This window comes from Streptococcus suis, assembly GCF_016775005.1.
In the GTDB taxonomy this organism is placed as follows: Bacteria; Bacillota; Bacilli; order Lactobacillales; family Streptococcaceae; genus Streptococcus; species Streptococcus suivaginalis.
This window is the reverse complement of sequence record NZ_JAEUXI010000001.1, coordinates 138,315-157,947: the sequence shown is the minus strand read 5'-3', so window position 1 is coordinate 157,947 and position 19,633 is coordinate 138,315. Positions and strand designations below refer to the sequence as shown.

General features: G+C 42.9%; 10 protein-coding genes. 7 read left to right on the top strand and 3 right to left on the bottom strand.

The genetic code is table 11. The features are described from left to right. The first annotated feature begins 129 nt into the window (after positions 1 to 129). Entirely contained in the window at positions 130 to 486 is a 357-nt protein-coding gene (locus tag JNG37_RS09785; RefSeq protein ID WP_238336210.1) for an AEC family transporter, read from the top strand. 35 nt (positions 487 to 521) lie between these two features. Further along, on the top strand, positions 522 to 1,037 hold the full coding sequence (locus JNG37_RS09780) for an AEC family transporter (protein WP_238336209.1): 516 nt from the start codon (positions 522 to 524) through the stop codon (positions 1,035 to 1,037). Between the two features lie 36 nt (positions 1,038 to 1,073). On the opposite strand, the gene JNG37_RS00655 is transcribed toward JNG37_RS09780, so the two are convergent. From JNG37_RS00655 to JNG37_RS00645, 3 genes are all read right to left on the bottom strand, one after another. Next, positions 1,074 to 1,475 carry a DUF5684 domain-containing protein gene (locus JNG37_RS00655; protein WP_158454617.1) on the bottom strand — a complete coding sequence of 134 codons (402 nt, stop codon included), beginning with the start codon at positions 1,473 to 1,475 and terminating at the stop codon, positions 1,074 to 1,076. A 126-nt stretch (positions 1,476 to 1,601) separates the two neighbouring features. After that, positions 1,602 to 2,822 carry a peptidase T gene (gene pepT, locus JNG37_RS00650; RefSeq protein WP_158454619.1) on the bottom strand — a complete coding sequence of 407 codons (1,221 nt, stop codon included), beginning with the start codon at positions 2,820 to 2,822 and terminating at the stop codon, positions 1,602 to 1,604. 9 nt (positions 2,823 to 2,831) lie between these two features. After that, positions 2,832 to 3,647, bottom strand: a complete 816-nt coding sequence (locus JNG37_RS00645; protein ID WP_158454621.1) for a Cof-type HAD-IIB family hydrolase — start codon at positions 3,645 to 3,647, stop codon at positions 2,832 to 2,834. Positions 3,648 to 3,815: 168 nt separating this feature from the next. Here JNG37_RS00645 and JNG37_RS00640 point away from each other — a divergent pair, with 168 nt between their 5' ends. From JNG37_RS00640 to JNG37_RS00620, 5 genes are all read left to right on the top strand, one after another. Continuing rightward, positions 3,816 to 4,250, top strand: a complete 435-nt coding sequence (locus JNG37_RS00640; protein WP_158454623.1) for a hypothetical protein — start codon at positions 3,816 to 3,818, stop codon at positions 4,248 to 4,250. Between the two features lie 59 nt (positions 4,251 to 4,309). Then, positions 4,310 to 7,003 carry a glycoside hydrolase family 3 N-terminal domain-containing protein gene (locus tag JNG37_RS00635; RefSeq protein ID WP_187321588.1) on the top strand — a complete coding sequence of 898 codons (2,694 nt, stop codon included), beginning with the start codon at positions 4,310 to 4,312 and terminating at the stop codon, positions 7,001 to 7,003. A gap of 171 nt (positions 7,004 to 7,174) precedes the next feature. Then, positions 7,175 to 8,542: a H2O-forming NADH oxidase gene (nox, locus tag JNG37_RS00630; RefSeq protein WP_158454625.1), complete on the top strand. Its 1,368-nt coding sequence runs from the start codon at positions 7,175 to 7,177 to the stop codon at positions 8,540 to 8,542. A gap of 129 nt (positions 8,543 to 8,671) precedes the next feature. Beyond that, on the top strand, positions 8,672 to 10,942 hold the full coding sequence (gene pcrA / locus JNG37_RS00625; RefSeq protein ID WP_158454627.1) for a DNA helicase PcrA: 2,271 nt from the start codon (positions 8,672 to 8,674) through the stop codon (positions 10,940 to 10,942). A gap of 468 nt (positions 10,943 to 11,410) precedes the next feature. Continuing rightward, the gene (locus JNG37_RS00620; protein WP_158454631.1) at positions 11,411 to 19,579 is read left to right on the top strand and encodes a MucBP domain-containing protein; all 8,169 of its coding nucleotides are present in this window, start codon (positions 11,411 to 11,413) and stop codon (positions 19,577 to 19,579) included. The last annotated feature ends 54 nt before the right edge of the window (positions 19,580 to 19,633 follow it).

Genomic DNA, 19,633 nt, shown 5'->3' with positions numbered 1-19,633 from the left:
TATGTAAAATATTTATATATAAATTATATACATAAAGATAAAAATGGTCAAGCCTTATATATAAAAATTTTATATAAAGATGGAAGAGAGTGTGCTATACTAAAAGAAGTTAGAGAAGGAGGAGTTAATTTGCCTGCATTTATTTATCGTGCCCTTGGTTTTGTCTTTGTTATGGGGATCGGCTATTTATTACGACATCGAGGCCTTGTCAAGAAGGAGGAGGCCCGCATCTTTTCGACCATCCTGATGAATGTGACCCTACCATCAGCCTTACTCTTGTCCTCTCAATCCATGAAAGTGGAACAGATTGCCCTCTTGCCATTTTTCTTGGGGATTGTTGCCAATCTCTGTTTGCTAGTAGCTGGTTATGTGGTTTGGCGAAAGGATAGGCAGAAGCAGGCAGCAGTCATGGTGGGCTTGAGTGGGTACAATATCGGAACCTTTACCCTACCCTTTGTGCAAGCTTTTTTCCGGCTAGCAGTTTAGCAACGGTTCTCTTGTTTGATGCTGGCAATGCCATTATGGTATTGGGTGGTAATTTTAGTCTGGCCAGTCAGTTAACCAATCAGGCTTCTTCGCCAGGTTTTTGGCGCAGTCTCAAGCCATTGGGCAAATCGCTTCCCTTATTGGTTTACTTGCTAACCTTGACCTTGGCTTATTTCTCCATTTCCTTACCTCAAGATCTTTTGTCTATTTTTTCAATCGCTGCCCAAGCCAATCCATTTCTTGCCATGTTGTATTTGGGAGTTTTATTGGATTTTCCAGTAAGTTGGGTAGGCTGGAAGGAGCTGATTCAGGGCTACTGGGTTCGTTTGTTGACCAATTTCTGTCTGGCTGGTTTGGTAGTCTATGGCCTGCCATTTTCTTCCTCTCAGACTTGGATGGTCTTGTTATGCCTTTTGTCTCCCATATCAGTCTTGGCTCCCTTTTACGCTTGGAAGTTGGGTGGAGATGGAGCAGAAGCTGCCAATCTCAACTCGCTATCTATTTTAGGAAGTCTGATTGCTCTGTTTGCTCTGCTTTATTTTGGAACATAAAAAAGACACCTGTTCAGGAGAACAGGTGTTTTAAGCTTAATTCAAGAAGAAATCTTGAGGCCCTTTATAGCTATGCTCTTCTTTGAAAGCCATGTAAACATTAAGCAATGGTGTAAAGAAGAGGTAGAAGACTGACTGTACAGTTGATAAGCCAAAGGCACGGCCATAGTTGTATGTCAAATAAAGGCTATAGAGTGGTCCGGCAACTGGAATCAAGATGAAGAGGATAAAGATACCTTTTTCTTCACCAAAAGTGATGCATTGTTGGATATAAAGGTTATAAATTGGAATCAAAGCTTTCCAAGCTGCATAACCAGCACGGCGGAAGAGGACCATGTTTGAAAAAATGGTCAAGAGATACCAAACGACTGAGATAGCGATGGTGATCAACCAAAAACCAATCAACATGCCATTTAACAAAGCTTCATCAGAATACATAAATAAATCTCCTTTTCTTTTATGAGTTCATTATATCAGTATTAATCCAGTAATACAAGATAAATGTGCATTTTTTTGAAAAATTTTCTGAAAAAGTCGATTTTCCAAAGAAAACCGACTGAAAGATTATTTATAAGCGACGATTCCAAGGATGACATCGACGGCTTTTTCCATGGTTTCGAGGCTGACGAACTCGAAGCGGCCGTGCATGTTTTCGCCACCTGCGAAGATATTTGGCGTTGGGATGCCCATGAAGGAAATCTTGGAGCCGTCTGTTCCTCCGCGAACAGGCTCAATCAGTGGCTTGATGCCCAGGTTTTCCATGACGTCCTTGGCGATATTGATTGGGGTCATGTCTTTCTCAATGATTTTCTTCATGTTGTAGTACTGGTCATGCAGGTTGACAATGACGCGAGGAGTGTCAAAGTTGGCATTCATCTTTTCAGCAATGTCCAGCATGAGTTGCTTGCGGGCAAGGAAATCCTCTTCCTCGAAGTCACGAATGATGTAGGTAGTAGAAGCAGTATCGACACTGCCTTCCATGTTCATCAAGTGGAAGAAGCCTTCATAACCTTCAGTTTTTTCAGGACGATCTGCTTCAGGAAGGGCATTGTGGAAGTCAATGGCAAGTTGGAAGGCATTGATCATCTGGTCCTTGGCAGATCCTGGGTGGACATTGCGGCCTAGGAAGTCAATCTTAGCACCCGCTGCTGAGAAGGTTTCGTACTGGAGTTCGCCCAGCGGTCCTCCGTCCATAGTGTAGGCAAAGTCCACATCAAAGTCTTCCACATCAAACTTGTCTGCACCGACACCGATTTCTTCATCAGGACCAAAGCCCACACGGATTTCGCAGTGCTTGATGTCAGGGTTTTGGACTAGGAATTCAATGGCTGTCATGATTTCGGCAATTCCTGACTTGTCATCAGAGCCTAGCAAGGTAGTGCCGTCTGTGGTAATCAGGGTTTGACCGTGGTAGTTGGCAAGTTGTGGGAAGTCTTTTGGATGCAATTCGTAGCCAGAAGTTCCCAAGGCAATTGGGTTGCCGTCGTAGTTTTCGATAATCTGCGGATTCACCCCTTCTGCGTTGAAATCCGCCGTATCCATGTGGGCGATGAAGCCAATCTTGCGGGTCAAACTTGGGTCGTTGGCAGGCAGTGTTCCCACAGCAAAGCCGTTTGGTAGGTAGTGGACATTCTGTAAGCCGATGCGTTTCATTTCAGGCAGAAGGATATTCTGTGCGAACTCAACTTGGTTCTGGGTAGAGGGAGTAGTCGTAGAGTTTTCATCTGAGCGAGTGTTTTCTTTGACATAGACTAAAAAGCGGTCTAAAAGTGTTGGGTATTTCATAGTGTCTCCTTATTTGTTCAAAATATGTTTTTCAATGGCCTTGGCAACGCCGTTGTTTTCATTGGTGTCTGTGATGTCTTGGGCGATCGCCTTGACCTGCTCGTTAGCGTTGCCCATGGCAATACCAAGTCCAGCAAATTCAATCATTTCCAGGTCATTGTTGGCATCTCCCATAGCCATGATTTCTTCTGGGAGGATACCGAGGCGGTCTGCCAGTTTTTTCAAACCTGTGGCCTTGCTTGCGCCGTTTGGCAAAATTTCCAAGAGATAGTCCTGTGAACGAACGGTGGAATAGGCTTGGCTAAGTACAGGATTGTGTTGATTTTCAAAGGCATCAATATGCTCTTTTTCACCGACGAACATGGCTTCAAAGAAGCGATGCTGACCCGACAGAGCTTCCTTCAAATCAATTGGTTGAGGAGTCATGCCCACTAAACGTGCGTCCAAATCAACCATATCATTCGCTTTTTCGGCAAGAACAAAGTAGTCCTCTTCGTCAAATAAGGAAATCTGTACCTGGTCTGAATTTGTGAAGCCATCTAAGTATGCAATGTCTTGGCCTGTGAGTTCTTCCCAGTCGATCAAAGACCAGTCGCGGGTGAGGTGAGTGGAGCAGCCATTGTTGACAATGATGTACTCATCTTCTTTATCAAATCCCAACTGCTGAACGAAGGGTTTGACCCCAACAAGGGGACGGCCTGTACACAAAACGACTGTCACACCAGCTGCCACAGCCTTATGGATGGCATCAATCTGCGGCTGCATCAATTCCTTTTTCTCGTTTAGGAGCGTACCGTCCATGTCGAGGGCGATCAGTTTTATCATAATTACCTCCTTGTTTCTACTAGGACTAGTATAGCACAATTTAGAAAGGAGGGGGGAAAGAAATTCGATGAAGGATCCTGAGAAGGAGAACATAAAATAGTATCTCTGATAGCTCCAAAAACATAGATAAAAATGATATACTAAATTAAAAAGCATAAAGGAGTCCAAATGTTATACCAAGCAGACCTATTTCACCAAGTTGAACAGCATTTACGATCAGAAGGCATTCTCCAAGAATTTGAAAGTAAGAATGGGCCGATAAGAGGGAGAATGATGATTCAAGAAGTAGCCATACCAGAAGAGTTGAATTTTTCCTTTGATCCAGCTGACCAGGTCAAAGGTTATATGGCTTCCTTTGATTTTTATGAGATGGAATTGGGCATAGCCTATAGTCACACACAAAAGAAACCTGCCTCAGGTATTTGGTTTCGCCCTCAGGAGGAAGCAGCCGAAGAGCCTAGTAAAGAATGGATCGAATTTTTCATCAATACCTTGTTTGAAAACTTGACTCATGAAGCAGGTATAGGCATGCCCATGTTCAGTTTTGTTAATGATACAAGTGATTTTACCCTGATACCGACTGTTAAAAACGCAAAAATGTAATCGTTTACAACCAATCTGAATTATGTTAATATATCATTAAACGAAAGGAGGATATGTAGATGAAAAAGTACCAAACCTATCTAGCGGCAGCAGCCCTGGCAGCAGCCCTTGTTCCAGCTATGGAGGCAAAGGCTGAGACAGACCTTTCTGTCAGCCAACCAAGTTCTGGCAGCAGCTTAGAAAGTCAACCTGTGGTTTCAGAGACAGGTGGATCCAGTAATGTAGCAACTGAAACGATAACCCCTGCAACTAGCGAAGAGACTCTTTCTTCTATCCCAGTTACAGAAAGGCCAACTGAGGAGTTGACACAGCCCAAAGAAGAGCCTTTTATTGCCACGACTGAGGAAAAAGATGTAGATGGACTGATTGCAGATATGACAGTCCGTCAAAAAATCACTCATATTTTGATGCCAGACTTTCGTAAATGGCAGGCAGAAGGTGAAGCTGCAGCAACGGATGTTACAGTTGTGCATGACGAGATTGCAGAAGCTATAGATCAGTATGACTTTGGAGGTGTTATCCTCTTTGCAGAAAATGTTAAGGCAACAGATCAGACCTTCCATTTAACCCAGTCCTTGCAAGATGCAGCTATCAGCAATAAAGCCAATAATGGAAAAATTCCTCTCTTGATTGGGATTGACCAAGAAGGTGGTATCGTCTATCGTTTAGGTTCAGGAACCGCTCTTCCTGGCAACATGGCAATCGGTGCAACGGATAGCACCATGATTGCTAAAGAAGCAGGTGAAATCATTGGTCGGGAACTATCAGCCTTGGGCATCAACGTTGATTTCGCCCCAGTTTTGGATACCAATAATAATCCCAATAACCCTGTTATCGGCCTCCGTTCCTTCTCATCTGATCCTGAAAGAGTTGCTCGGCTAGGTGTAGCTATGATGTCAGGTATTCAGGACTATAATGTAGCAGTTGCAGCCAAGCATTTCCCAGGGCATGGGGATACTGCGGTGGATTCCCATACTGGGCTTCCTTTGGTTGATAAGTCCTATGATCAGTTGAATGCTTTGGAACTCTTGCCTTTCAAAGTGGCAGTTGAAAATGGTGTCGATATGCTGATGACAGCCCATATCCAATACCCACAGATTGAAAAAGACAAGGTGATTTCAAAAGATTCTGGAGAAGAAATTTACATTCCGGCAACCTTGTCAGACGATATTTTAACAGGCCTAGTCCGAAACCAATATGGCTACGAAGGTATAATTATTTCAGATGCTATGGGGATGGATGCTATTGCCAAAAACTTTGGTGAGACAGAGGCTGCCTTGATGGCTATTCAAGCTGGTGTGGATATTGTCCTCATGCCGACTGTTCTTCGTTCTAAGGCGGATTTGGCAAAGATTGATCGAATCATTGATGCGATCGAAGTAGCGGTCCAGTCTGGTCAGTTAGATGAAAGTCGCCTGGATGCATCTGTGAAACGGATTTTGACTCTCAAGGAAAAACGAGGGGTCCTGAATTTCAAGACAGAAGATAAATCCCTTGAAACAGCTTTGGCACAAGTAGGTTCAGAGCTCAACCGTGATCTGGAACGAATGATTGCAGCAAGTGCCGTAACCGTTGTGAAAAATGACGATACCATCCTACCATTTAAGGTGACGGAAGGAGACCATGTCTTACTTCTTGGAGCTTACAACAATGAATTGCCAGGCCTAGAATTGGGAATGCGTCGTCTCAAAGCGGATGGCATCATCCCAGAAACGGTCACTTTTGAAGCTGTTCGTTACAACAATCAATCCACCATCGACCAGCTCAAAGAAAAAATTGATGCTGCTAGCCATGTTATTGTCATCTCAGAAACCGGTAGAGAAGCCCAGCTTGCGGCAGATGTATGGCTAACAAAAATCCCGACAGAAGTTGTAGCTTATGCCAACGAAACCAATAAAAAAGCAGCAGTCTTGAGTATTTCTAAACCATATGATGTGGCAAACTATCCAGCTGCCAAGGCCATCCTGGCAGTCTATGGCAACAAGGGGATGGATCCAACAGAATCCCTCCGCCCAGATAATGCATTTGGACCCAATATCACAGCAGGTGTCGAAGTTATTTTCAACGGTCTCAAACATATAGGCCGCTTACCAGTTGATATTCCGATGATTGAAAACGGAAGCTTATCAGACACAGCGATTGCTTATGGCATAAACTACGGACTTTTCTATAATGATCCTGTAAAACAGATTGAAGTCAATCTACCAGAGTCAGTTCCTCAAAACACCGCCTTTTCAGCTTTACTTAACTACCATAGTCTTTTGGGCTTGGAAAAAGCAGAGCATACGATCAAGATCCAAATCAATACCAAGCATTTCACTGCTCAACCGCACGAAACCTACACCATCGATGGAGATTATGTAATCTTTAACCGTGCAGCCAATGCAAGTGGGGATTTACAGCTTTATTTAGTAGGAACACAACTTGGAGAAGCCCAGCCAATCCTAGATATTGTCATTCAAGATGCCATTGGCCGTGTCTTCAGCCTTGAAGAAGCAGCCAATGATTTGCGCCCTGTCTATGTCGTGAAAGCAACAGATGACACCAAAGAGCCAACGCAGCCAACTGAAGGCGGAGCTGACAAGAAAGAGCTGGATACAAAACCAGTCATCCAACCACTTGCCAATAAGAAAGAAGAAACAAGTTCGAAACAGTTACCAAGTACAGGTCAAGTATCTGACCAGGCTAGTCTGATTCTTGGACTAGGACTGAGCTTGTTGGCCTTGGCTTATAAGAGGAGAAGAGAGGTGTAAAATCAGGCTAACCCCTTGATAAACAGGCTGTTAACTCGCTTTATGAAAAAAGGAAAATCAGCCCAAAGAAAAAAATTGTGAAAATTTGAGCGTAAATTTTGAAATCGGTATCAAAATCCAGTATAATGGATGATGTAAAAAAATATTTATTTTGAAAGTGAGATTTTACTTATGTCTAAAATCGTTGTTGTCGGTGCTAACCACGCAGGTACTGCCGCAATCAAAACTATGTTGACAAATTATGGTCAAGAAAACGAAATCGTTGTATTTGACCAAAACTCAAACATCTCATTCTTGGGTTGTGGTATGGCTTTGTGGATTGGTGAGCAAATTGCTGGTCCAGAAGGACTTTTCTACTCAGATAAAGAACAATTGGAAAGCCTTGGCGCTAAAGTGTACATGGAGTCACCTGTTACAGCTATCGACTACGAAGCAAAAACAGTTACTGCACTTGTAAACGGCCAAGAGCACGTTGAAGCTTATGACAAACTTCTTTTCGCTACAGGTTCACAACCAATCTTGCCACCAATCAAAGGTGCTGCAATCAAAGAAGGTTCTCTTGAATTTGAAGCAACTCTTGAAAACTTGCAATTCGTTAAATTGTACCAAAACTCAGCAGATGTTATTGAAAAATTGAAAAACAAAGACATCAACCGCGTAGCAGTAGTTGGTGCTGGTTACATCGGTGTTGAGCTTGCAGAAGCATTCCAACGTAAAGGTAAAGAAGTTATCCTTATCGACGTTGTAGATACATGTTTGGCTGGTTACTATGACCGCGACTTGTCAGACCTTATGGCTAAAAACATGGAAGACAACGGTATCAAACTTGCCTTTGGTGAAACTGTTCAAGAAGTTGCTGGTGATGGCAAAGTTGAGAAAATCATCACTGATAAGAACGAATACGATGTTGACATGGTTATCTTGGCTGTTGGTTTCCGTCCAAACACTGCATTTGCAGGCGAAGGAATCGAGCGCTTCCGCAATGGTGCCTTCCTTGTAAACAAACGCCAAGAAACTTCAATCCCAGGCGTTTACGCTATCGGTGACTGTGCAACTATCTATGACAACGCTACTGGCGACACAAGCTACATCGCTTTGGCTTCAAACGCAGTACGTACTGGTATCGTAGCAGCTCACAACATTTGTGGTACTGACCTTGAAGGTATCGGTGTACAAGGTTCTAACGGTATCTCAATCTACGGTCTTAACCTTGTATCAACTGGTTTGACACTTGAAAAAGCTACTCGTCTTGGTTTGAACGCTGCTGTTACTGAAGTAACTGACAACCAAAAACCAGAATTCATGGAGCATGGTAACTTCCCAGTTACAATCAAGATTGTTTACGATAAAGATTCACGTCGTATCCTTGGTGCACAAATGGCTGCTCGTGAAGATATCTCATTGGGTATCCACCTCTTCTCATTGGCAATCCAAGAAGGCGTAACAATTGAAAAATTGGCATTGACAGACTTGTTCTTCTTGCCACACTTCAACAAACCATACAACTACATCACAGTAGCTGCCTTGGGTGCTGAATAATTAATTGAATACAAAAGCTCAGAGATGACTCTGGGCTTTTTTAGTTGGCGTCTATCACATTGTCCACTGCCTATTGAGAGATTTTTTGGTATAATGGAGAGAATGATTTTTTAGAGAGAGTATGAGAACATGAACCCTTTATTAAACGGAATGAATGACAGACAGGCAGAAGCGGTACAGACGACGGAAGGTCCGCTATTGATTATGGCAGGTGCTGGCTCGGGCAAGACTCGTGTCTTGACCCACCGTATCGCTTATTTGATTGATGAAAAAATGGTCAACCCATGGAATATCCTGGCCATTACCTTTACCAACAAAGCGGCGCGTGAGATGAAGGAGCGAGCCTATGCCCTCAATCCAGCAACTCAGGATAGCTTGATTGCGACCTTCCACTCCATGTGTGTCCGCATTTTACGTCGAGATGCCGATCATATCGGCTACAACCGCAACTTCACCATTGTGGACCCAGGTGAGCAACGGACACTGATGAAACGTATCCTCAAACAACTCAACTTGGACCCTAAAAAATGGAGCGAACGGACCATTTTGGCCACCATATCCAATGCCAAGAACGACTTGATTGACGATGTAGTTTACGAAGCCCAAGCGGGCGACCTTTACACGCAGATTGTCGCAAAATGCTACAAGGCTTACCAGAAGGAACTGCGGCAGTCAGAGGCCGTTGACTTTGATGATTTGATCATGTTGACGCTCCGCCTTTTTGACCAAAATCCAGAGGTCCTGACCTATTACCAGCAGAAGTACCAGTACATCCATGTCGATGAGTATCAGGATACCAACCATGCCCAGTACCAATTGGTCAAGTTGCTGGCATCGCGTTTCAAGAATATCTGCGTGGTCGGTGATGCGGACCAGTCTATCTACGGCTGGCGCGGGGCGGATATGCAGAATATCCTGGACTTTGAAAAGGACTATCCTGAGAGCAAGGTCGTGCTCTTGGAGGAGAACTACCGCTCCACCAAGACAGTCTTGCAGGCGGCCAATGAAGTTATCGAAAACAACCGCAACCGCCGCCCTAAGAAACTCTGGACCCAGAATGATGAAGGCGAGAAGATTACTTACTACAAAGCCAGTGATGAAAATGACGAGGCTATTTATGTAGCCGGTCAGATTGACCAGCTGGTGCGGTCAGGCAAGACCTATAAGGACTTCGCCGTTCTCTATCGGACCAATGCCCAGTCCCGTACTATCGAGGAAGCCCTGCTCAAGTCCAATATTCCTTACACCATGGTCGGCGGCACCAAGTTCTACAGCCGTAAGGAAATCCGCGACGTCATTTCCTACCTCAATCTCATTGCCAACCCGTTTGACAATATCTCCTTTGAACGTGTGGTCAACGAGCCAAAACGGGGAGTGGGGCCTGGCACGGTTGATAAAATCCGTGACTTTGCGACCATGCAGGACATGTCCCTGCTCGAAGCCAGCCAGCACATCATGTTATCTGGCATTAAGGGCAAGGCTGCTCAGGCAGTTTGGGATTTTTCAACTTTGATTTACAACCTGCGAGATCGCCTAGATAGCTTGACTGTGACAGAGTTGGTCGAAGAAGTTCTCAACCAGTCTGGCTACCTCAACGCCCTTGCTATCCAAGGCACCATTGAGGCCAATGCCCGCATCGAGAACATTCAGGAATTCCTGTCTGTGACCAAAAACTTCGATGAAAAGGGGAGCGAGGAGGAGGAAACAGGACTTGAAACCCTCAGCCGCTTCCTCAATGACCTGGCCTTGATTGCCGACACGGACGATGACAGCCGCGAGGCATCTGAGGTCACTCTCATGACACTCCACGCTGCCAAGGGCTTGGAGTTCCCAGTTGTCTTCCTGATTGGCATGGAGGAAAATGTCTTCCCGCTCAGCCGTGCTTCCGAGGAAGAAGCGGAGTTGGAGGAGGAACGCCGTCTGGCCTACGTGGGTATCACCCGTGCTGAGCAGATCCTCTATTTGACCAATGCCAACTCCCGCCTGCTCTTTGGTCGGACCAACTACAACCAACCTAGCCGTTTCATTCGGGAGATTTCCAGCGACCTCCTCAACTATCAAGGTCTTGCCCGCCCTGCCAATACCAGCTTTAAGGCTTCCTATGTCAATGGCAGAGCGACTCAGTTTGGCCAAGGTATGAGCTTGCAGCAGGCACTCCAAAGTCGTAAATCCTCTGTTCAACCCAGCCGAGGATTGGGAGGCAACCTCCCATTTGGAAATACTAGCACTGGCAAAACCACTGATTGGTCAGTTGGCGATATTGCTCTACATAAAAAGTGGGGCAGAGGAACAGTTCTAGAAGTATCAGGCACAGGAACCAATCAAGAACTCAAAATCAACTTCCCAGAAATGGGTCTCAAAAAAGTCTTGGCTAGTTTGGCACCGATTGAGAAGGAATAGATTCAAAAAAGAGGATAAAGTATTTCCTCTTTTTTTGTCTTTCTATAAGCCCGAGATGAAGAGAAAACAAATAGAAAAACATGTTAGCTTTTACAAATCGACTCTTGTAAAAAAAACAGAGAAATTACACATATGAAAATATTTCATGTATCAAGTTAATGTTCTATATATTATTTGTGATAATATGCAAAAAAGTAATGAAATTCGATAGAAATAAGATTTAAAAACGATATTAATACAATTTTTGTTTTTAAAATACATAATATTAATATTTATTCACGAAAATTAGATGCAAAATTTGGATGATAATCTAAATTTTTTGTAAAATTTTCCTAGTTTTTGAGTAAAAACATTTGTAATTTTCCTATTTAAGGGTTAAAATATAGGTGACAAATTTTGAATCTTGTCTAAAAAGTAAATTATATGGCAAATGAAGAAGTTTGAGCATTTATATTTTTGGGGGGACATATGCGCAAAACCAATAAGAAAAAATTCAATTGGTATGGAATGAGACAACATTTCTCAATCCGCAAATATCATTTTGGCGCAGCGAGTGTTTTGCTTGGTTTGTCTTTGGCAACCGGAGCACAAGCAGTAAAAGCTGAGGAAGTAACAGCCGATTCATCAGCAGCTACTACAGTACAAAGTTCGACTAGTACAGAGGTAGTAGCATCATCTACAGGTGTTGCGGCTTCAACAGAAGCAGTAACAGCAACTGAAACTTCAACTAGCACAGCAACTGAACGTACTGTTGAAGTATCTTATATTGTTCAGTATGTTTTGGCAGACGGTAGCTTGGTAAATGCTACAGTTGCTTCAGCATCTGTTACAACAACTGATGCGCTTGCATCAACTGACGTTACAGTAAATGCTGCAGTTCCTGCTGGCTATGAATTGGCAGCGGATCAAGCAGCTACAGTTACACAAACAGTAACTGAAAACGGGGAAAACATCATTACTGTGACAGTTGCTCCTGTAGCAACAGAAAAAACAGAAGTTGCTCCTGCTGAGGCAGTAGCAGCTACTGAAACAACTACAGAAACTCCAGCAACAACTGAAGTCGCTACAGTAACACCAGCTGTTCCAACAACAGTTGAAGAAGCAAAAGTAGTTCTTGAGCAAGTTATCTCTGAAGCAGAAGTACTTGCTACTGAAGGAAATCGCCTTGTTGCTGCGGATTCATCTGCAGATACATCTGCATTGGCTGCAGCTGCAGCTGCAACTCAATTGGTTGCTACAGAATCAACTCAAGTATTGAATGATTCAGCAGCTACTTTGGATGCAGTGAATGCTCAAATCGATACAGTTCGTTCTAGTGTAGAAGCACTTGCATTGGAATTGCGTAAATACTTAGGTACAGAAGATATCCAAGTTGTGCTTGCAACTACATCTACAAATTTGCAAAACATTGGTGATGCTGAAGGTGTGTTAATTGAAACAGGAACAACAGCAACTCCTGACATGTCAGATCCAAACGGAGCTAGTGTTACTTCTAAAGTGAGTGGAACACTTAAACCAACTGAAAATGCAGATTACTTAACAGTCCAATACACTCCAGTTGCCTATTTTGATGCTGTTGCACCTGTATATTCACCTTTCAAAGAAAATGGAGGGAAATCAACAGGTGGTGCATACTTCCGTACTTCTGTTAAACCAAGTAATCTTTACGGAAAACTTTTGGTTGAATTGGTTGCAAGTGACGGTACAGTTGTAGAAACGAAAGAAGTTGAGCCAAATACCGCCGTAGAATTTGACTACTATAAGACTTCACATGGTGCAGGTTATCCATTTGTCTATACTTATGATCCAGACTATGATTCAGAAGATATGTTTGGTGTCATTCGTATTCAATGGGCTTACAATACTATGAGTGCTGTCAGTCAAAAGTTGACCCGTCCAATCACTAACACAACTGTCTACAAGACTGAAGATGGTCAACAATTAGCGACCTATACTGTCTTAACAACTCCAGACTTGAATACAACTCCATCTGAAAAACGTGAATTTGCGGGTTATACATATAAAGAAACTACAACAACAACCTCTAATGTTGTTTTGGTGCCATCAGAGCCATATGTAGAAGTTACTCGTTTCGGGACTAATGCTGTACAATTTAAGACAATTGTTGAAGCTGTAGGTACAGATGGAACTATCAAGAAAACCTACTATGTAGCAGATCCAAACTATACTGGAACACAAAGTTATACAGATGCCAATCTCGATGGTTTCTTACCAATTCTTGAGACAGATAACATGCCTATTGGGTCTACCAATACTAACTTGAAGCCATTTGCAGGTCTTTTAAACTCTGGTTATGAAGTTTACTGGGTGGATGCTTCAACAGAGAAAATTTATCCAAATCAAGAACCTGATAAACAACCTACTCCTGTACGTGGTACCTTGATTACTGATCCAGCGGAACTAGATTTCAGCAAGTTGACTTCAACAAGCCAATGGTTCCATGTTAAATTTAATGAGAAACAAGATGGCACATTAGCCTTTATTCGTTTCCGTCCTAATTCAGTAGGTAATCCAGCGCGTGTAACATTTGAGTATGACATGCGTGATAATACTGGGACAGTTGATACAGGTACTGAGAATGGTGGACTTGGCGTTCGTCCAGCTGCTTGGAAGGGTATGCTTCACACTATCAGTTTGAATAACAACGCTCAGACAATCACTACAACAACACATATTTATACTCCAGTTCCACAAGAAGCCATCATCCGCTACCAAGTTGAAGGTGCGACAGACTACTTGGAAGATTCAGGTACCTTGACAGGTAACCCAGGTACAGACATCACTTACTCAACAGAAGATACTATTAACAAGTATAAGAAATTGGGTTATGAGCTTGTATCTGACAACTTCACAACAGCCGCTGGTCAAGACTACGACTACGATACAACTGTTAAGCAAGAATTCCTTGTTGTGATCAAGCCACGTGTCGTTGATGTACCTAAGACTGCTGTACCAGGTGAACCAGTCGATCCAACAGATCCAAACTCACCAGTATGGCCAGCGACTGTCCAAAACTTGGAAACAACTCAAGAAGTAACTCGTACAGTTGAGTACAAGTATGAAGATGGTACACCAGTTCGTGTAGATGCTGCAGGCAATGTATTGCCAAAAGACTCTACAGAAGGTACACCACTTGTTAAGACTGAAACAGTAACCTTCACTCGTCCAGCTCAAGTAAACCTTGTAACTGGTGAAGTGACTTACGGTGAATGGGCTGCAGATACAACGGCTACACTCAGCGGAAACCAAATTCCAGCTATCACAGACTACACAGCAACTCGTACAACCCTTGAGGGTGTAGATGCGCCAATGTCTGAAACAGTTATTCCTAAGACAGTAGCTGCGACAGATGCGGACATCAACGAAGTTGTTTACTACACTCCAAATCCTAAGTACGGAGATGTTGTCGTTAACTATGTAAACACAGACGGCAAAGTCATCGCAACTCCTGTTGTTGATACAAACGATGCTCTTGTAGGTACTGACTACTCAACAGCAGACCAAGTTCCAGAGAAAATCGTTGAAGATGCTACTGGCGATGTTTACTACTATAAAGAAATCAAACCTGAAGATGCAGCTAAAGAAACTGGCACAGTCGTAGAAGGTACTACAGAAGTAACCTACGTTTACGAAAAAGCTGGTGACGTTGTTATCAAGTATGTTGACGTAAATGGTACTGAATTGAAAGCACCAGTTGCGGATACTACAGACGGCAAACCAGGTTCAGACTACAACACAGCTGAAGGTACTGAAAAACCAGCTACTATCACAACAGCAGACGGTAAAGTCTACGCTCTTGTTCCAGCAGGTGACTACCCAGTCGGTACAGTAGCAGCAGACAGCAACTTGGCTTCAGGCGCAACTCCAACAGGTACTGTTGAAGCAGGCGTAACTAAAGAAGTCACTTACGTTTACCAAGAAGTGAAATCTGACGTTGTTGTTGAATACTACGATACAGAAGGTAATGTCATTGCGAAGACTGTGACAGATACAAATGACGCATCAGTTGGTACAGTCTACAACACAGACGAAGATAACCGTCCAGAAACCATTACTGCTGAAGATGGCACAGTTTACTACTACAAAGAAGTGAAGGATACTTCTGCACCAACAACTGGTAAAGTAGCAGAAACAACTACAACTGTTCAATATGTTTATGAAAAAGCTGGTAACGTTGTTGTTAACTACATCGCAGAAGATGGTACAGTTATTAAGCAACCTGTAAATGACGAAACCAACGCTAAACCAGGTACTGAATACAACACAACAGATAACAAACCAACAACTATCACTACAGAAGATGGTAAGACTTACGAATTGATCCCAACTGCAACAATCGGTAACGAAACTGGTAACGTTGAAGCAGGTAAGACAACAGAAGTAACTTACGTCTACAAAGAAGTGAAAGGTTCAGTTGTTGTTAACTACGTAACGACTGACGGAACTGTTCTCCAAGCACCTGTTACAGACACACCAGAAACTTCAACAGGTACTCCATATGACACAACAGATGTTAAGCCAGAAACAATCACAACAGCAGACGGCAAGACATACAAACTTGTTCCAGCCCTTACAAAAGGTTCTGAAACAGGCGATGTTGTTCCAGGCGTAACTGAAGTGACATATGTTTACGAAGAAGTGAAAGGCGATGTTGTTGTTAACTATGTCAATACTGACGGAAAAGTTATTGCAACTCCAGTCGTAGATACTAAAACAACATCAACAGGCACAGCTTACGATACAACCGATAACAAACCAGAGAAAATTGTTGAAGATTCGACTGGTGATGTCTACTACTATAAAGAAGTTCAAGCAGGTTCAAACGAAACAGGAACAGTTGTAGAAGGCACAACAGAAGTTACTTACGTTTATGAAAAAGCAGGTAACGTTGTTGTGAACTACACACTTGCTGACGGCACAGTTATCAAGTCACCAGTAAACGATGAAACAAACGCTGCACCAGGTAAAGAGTACAACACAACTGACAATAAGCCAGAAACAATCACAACTGAAGATGGTAAGACATACAAACTTGTTCCATCTGCAACAATCGGTAACGAAAACGGTACTGTTGAAGCAGGTAAGACAACAGAAGTAACTTACATCTACGAAGAAGTGAAAGGTAACGTTGTTGTTGAGTACTACAACACTGCAGGCGAGAAGATCGCTACTGATGTTGAAGATACACCAGCTTCATCAACAGGTACAGCTTACTCAACTCTTGACAACAAACCAGAAACAATCACTGCAGCAGACGGCACAGTTTACTACTACAAAGAAGTGAAAGCTGACTCAGCAGCTGAAACAGGCGATGTGGTTGAAGGTACTACAACTGTTAAGTATGTTTACGAGCAAGCAGGTAATGTCGTAGTTAACTACGTCACTGAAGACGGTACAGTTATCAAGACACCTGTAAACGACGAAACAAACGCTAAACCAGGTACTGAATACAACACAACAGATAACAAACCAACAACGATCACTACAGAAGATGGTAAGACTTACGAATTGATTCCAACTGCGACTGTAGGTACTGAAAACGGTACTGTTGAAGCAGGTAAGACAACAGAAGTAACTTATGTCTACAAAGAAGTGAAAGGTTCAGTTGTCGTTAACTACGTAACAACTGACGGTACAGTTATCCAAGCACCTGTTACAGATACACCAGAAACTTCAACAGGTACTCCATACGATACAACAGATGTTAAGCCAGAAACAATCACAACTGCAGACGGCAAGACATACAAACTTGTTCCAAGCCTTACAAAAGGTTCTGAAACAGGCGATGTTGTTCCAGGTGTAACTGAAGTAACCTATGTTTACGAAGAAGTGAAGGGTGACGTTGTTGTTAACTATGTAAACACTGCAGGTGAAGTGATCGCTCCACAAGTAGTTGATACCAAGACAACTTCAACAGGTACTGCTTACGACACAACTGATAACAAACCAGCTAAGATTACAGCAACTGATGGCACAGTTTACTACTACAAAGAAGTAGACGCTACCTCAGCTACTGAAACTGGTAAGGTTGTAGAAGGCACTACTGAAATCACTTACGTTTACGAGCCAGCAGGTTCAGTAACCGTTAACTATGTAACTACTGATGGTACAGTGATCAAGTCTCCAGTTAAGGATGAAGAAAACGCTGAACCAGGTAAGACATACTCAACAGAAGACAACAAACCAACGACTATCACAACAGAAGATGGTAAGACATACAAACTTGTTCCAAGCGCAACTACAGGCGACGAGAACGGTACAGTAACTTCTGGTGAAGACAAGCAAGTCACTTACGTTTACGAAGAAGTGAAAGGCTCAGTTGTTGTAAACTACATCGATACTGAAGGTAACGTTATCAAAGCTCCTGTAACAGATACTCCATCTACATCAACAGGTACAGCTTACGATACAACTGATAACAAACCAACAACAATCACAACTGAAGACGGTACAACTTATGAGCTTGTTCCAGTCCTTACAAAAGGTTCTGAAAATGGTACAGTTGTAGAAGGTGAAACAGTTGTTACTTACGTTTACCGTAAGGTTGTTACTCCAACTCCAGATGTGAAGACAGGTTCTGTTGTTATCCGTTATGTTGAAGCTGGTAACGAATCAAACGTTCTGAAAGACCCAGTTCTTGATGAGAACGCTGTTGCAACAGGTACTAAGTACGATACGACTGACGAAGGCGACAAGCCAACTGAAATCGTTAAAGACGGTGTACGTTATGTATTGGTTCCATCTAAGACAACTGCTGTAGATCCAAATGGTAATGTCGTTACTGAAACAGGTGAAGTTGCTGAAGGTACTACTGTCATTACTTACAAGTACCAGAAAGTTGCTAACTGGATCCCACAAATTCCTGCAACACCAGAGAATCCAACTCCAGTTAACCCAGTAATTCCTTATCCATTTGACCCAACAAATCCTGATAAACCGGTTGATCCAACAACACCAGGAACAAATGGTGAAGTTCCATCAATCCCTCATGTACCAGGTTTCACACCAGTTGATCCTAAGACCAACGAGCCATTGAAACCGGTTGATCCAAATGATCCAGGTAAAGGTTATGTACCACCAACTCCAGATGAAACTGGTAAAGATACACCAATTCCTTATGTTCAAAACGGTAATGTTGTTGTTAATTATGTAACAGAAGATGGCACAGTGATTAAGACACCTGTTCAAGACGAAACAAATGCTCCAGCAGGTAAGTCTTATGATACAACTGATAACAAACCAACAGAGATTGTTACAGAAGATGGTTCACGTTATGTATTGATCCCATCTAAGACAATTGGTACAGAAAATGGTACAGTTGAAGGTGGTAAGACAACAGAAATCACTTATGTGTATAAGAAGGTTGCGAACTGGATTCCAGAAATTCCGTCAACACCGGAAAATCCAACACCAGTTAACCCAGTAATTCCTTATCCATTTGACCCAACAAATCCTGACAAGCCAATTGATCCAACAACACCAGGTACAAATGGTGAAGTTCCATCAATCCCACATGTACCAGGTTACACACCAGTTGATCCTAAGGACAATACACCATTGAAACCGGTAGATCCAAATGATCCAGGTAAAGGTTATGTACCACCAACTCCAGATGAAACTGGTAAAGATACACCAATTCCTTACGTTCAAAATGGTAACGTTGTTGTTAACTATGTGACTGAAGACGGTACAGTGATTAAGACACCTGTTCAAGACGAAACAAACGCTCCAGCAGGTAAGTCTTACGACACAACTGATAACAAGCCAAATACTATCACTACAGAGGATGGTACAACTTATGAACTCGTTCGTGTAGACGGTTCTGAAACTGGTACTGTTGTAGGTGGTAAGACTACTGAAGTAACTTACGTTTACCGTAAAGTAGAAACACCTGCTAAGAAGGTTGTGACAAACCACGTTGACGAAAACGGTAACCCAATCGCACCGCAAGAAGAGGGTACAACACCTAACAAGTCAATCCCAGGCTACGAGTTCACAGGTAAGACTGTAACAGATCCAGATGGTAACACAACTCACATCTACCGCAAGGTTGAAACACCTGCTAAGAAAGTTGTAACAAACCACGTTGACGAACAAGGTAATCCAATTGCACCGCAAGAAGAGGGTACAACACCTAACAAGTCAATCCCAGGCTACGAGTTCACAGGTAAGACTGTAACAGATCCAGATGGTAACACAACTCACATCTACCGCAAGGTTGAAACACCTGCTAAGAAAGTTGTGACAAACCACGTTGACGAAAATGGTAACCCAATCGCACCACAAGAAGAGGGTACAACACCTAACAAGTCAATCCCAGGTTATGAGTACACAGGTAAAACAATCACTCTTCCAAATGGAGATACGATTCATGTTTACCGTAAGATTCCTACGAATCCTACAAATCCTGTAACACCACAACCAGGAACTCCTGAGCCAGGCACACCAAACCCAGGAACTCCAAAACCTACTCCAGGTGTACCAGGTTCATCACGTCAAACAGCACAATTGCCAAGCACAGGTGAAACAAGCACAACAGCTGCTTCAACACTTGGATTGGGACTTCTTGCAGGAGCATTAGTTCTTGCTGGCAAACGTCGTCGTAAGGAAGATTAATCTTCTATCAAAGAAAAGGGAAATTCCCTTTTCTTTTTTTATGCCTGGACAAGT

Excerpts from the sequence above, each read along its gene's own strand:
- JNG37_RS09780 (WP_238336209.1), top strand. The coding sequence starts at position 522 with ATGGTATTGGGTGGTAATTTTAGTCTGGCCAGTCAGTTAACCAATCAG.
- JNG37_RS00655 (WP_158454617.1), bottom strand. The coding sequence starts at position 1,475 with ATGTATTCTGATGAAGCTTTGTTAAATGGCATGTTGATTGGTTTTTGG.
- pepT (WP_158454619.1), bottom strand. The coding sequence starts at position 2,822 with ATGAAATACCCAACACTTTTAGACCGCTTTTTAGTCTATGTCAAAGAA.
- JNG37_RS00645 (WP_158454621.1), bottom strand. The coding sequence starts at position 3,647 with ATGATAAAACTGATCGCCCTCGACATGGACGGTACGCTCCTAAACGAG.
- JNG37_RS00640 (WP_158454623.1), top strand. The coding sequence starts at position 3,816 with ATGTTATACCAAGCAGACCTATTTCACCAAGTTGAACAGCATTTACGA.
- JNG37_RS00635 (WP_187321588.1), top strand. The coding sequence starts at position 4,310 with ATGAAAAAGTACCAAACCTATCTAGCGGCAGCAGCCCTGGCAGCAGCC.
- nox (WP_158454625.1), top strand. The coding sequence starts at position 7,175 with ATGTCTAAAATCGTTGTTGTCGGTGCTAACCACGCAGGTACTGCCGCA.
- pcrA (WP_158454627.1), top strand. The coding sequence starts at position 8,672 with ATGAACCCTTTATTAAACGGAATGAATGACAGACAGGCAGAAGCGGTA.
- JNG37_RS00620 (WP_158454631.1), top strand. The coding sequence starts at position 11,411 with ATGCGCAAAACCAATAAGAAAAAATTCAATTGGTATGGAATGAGACAA.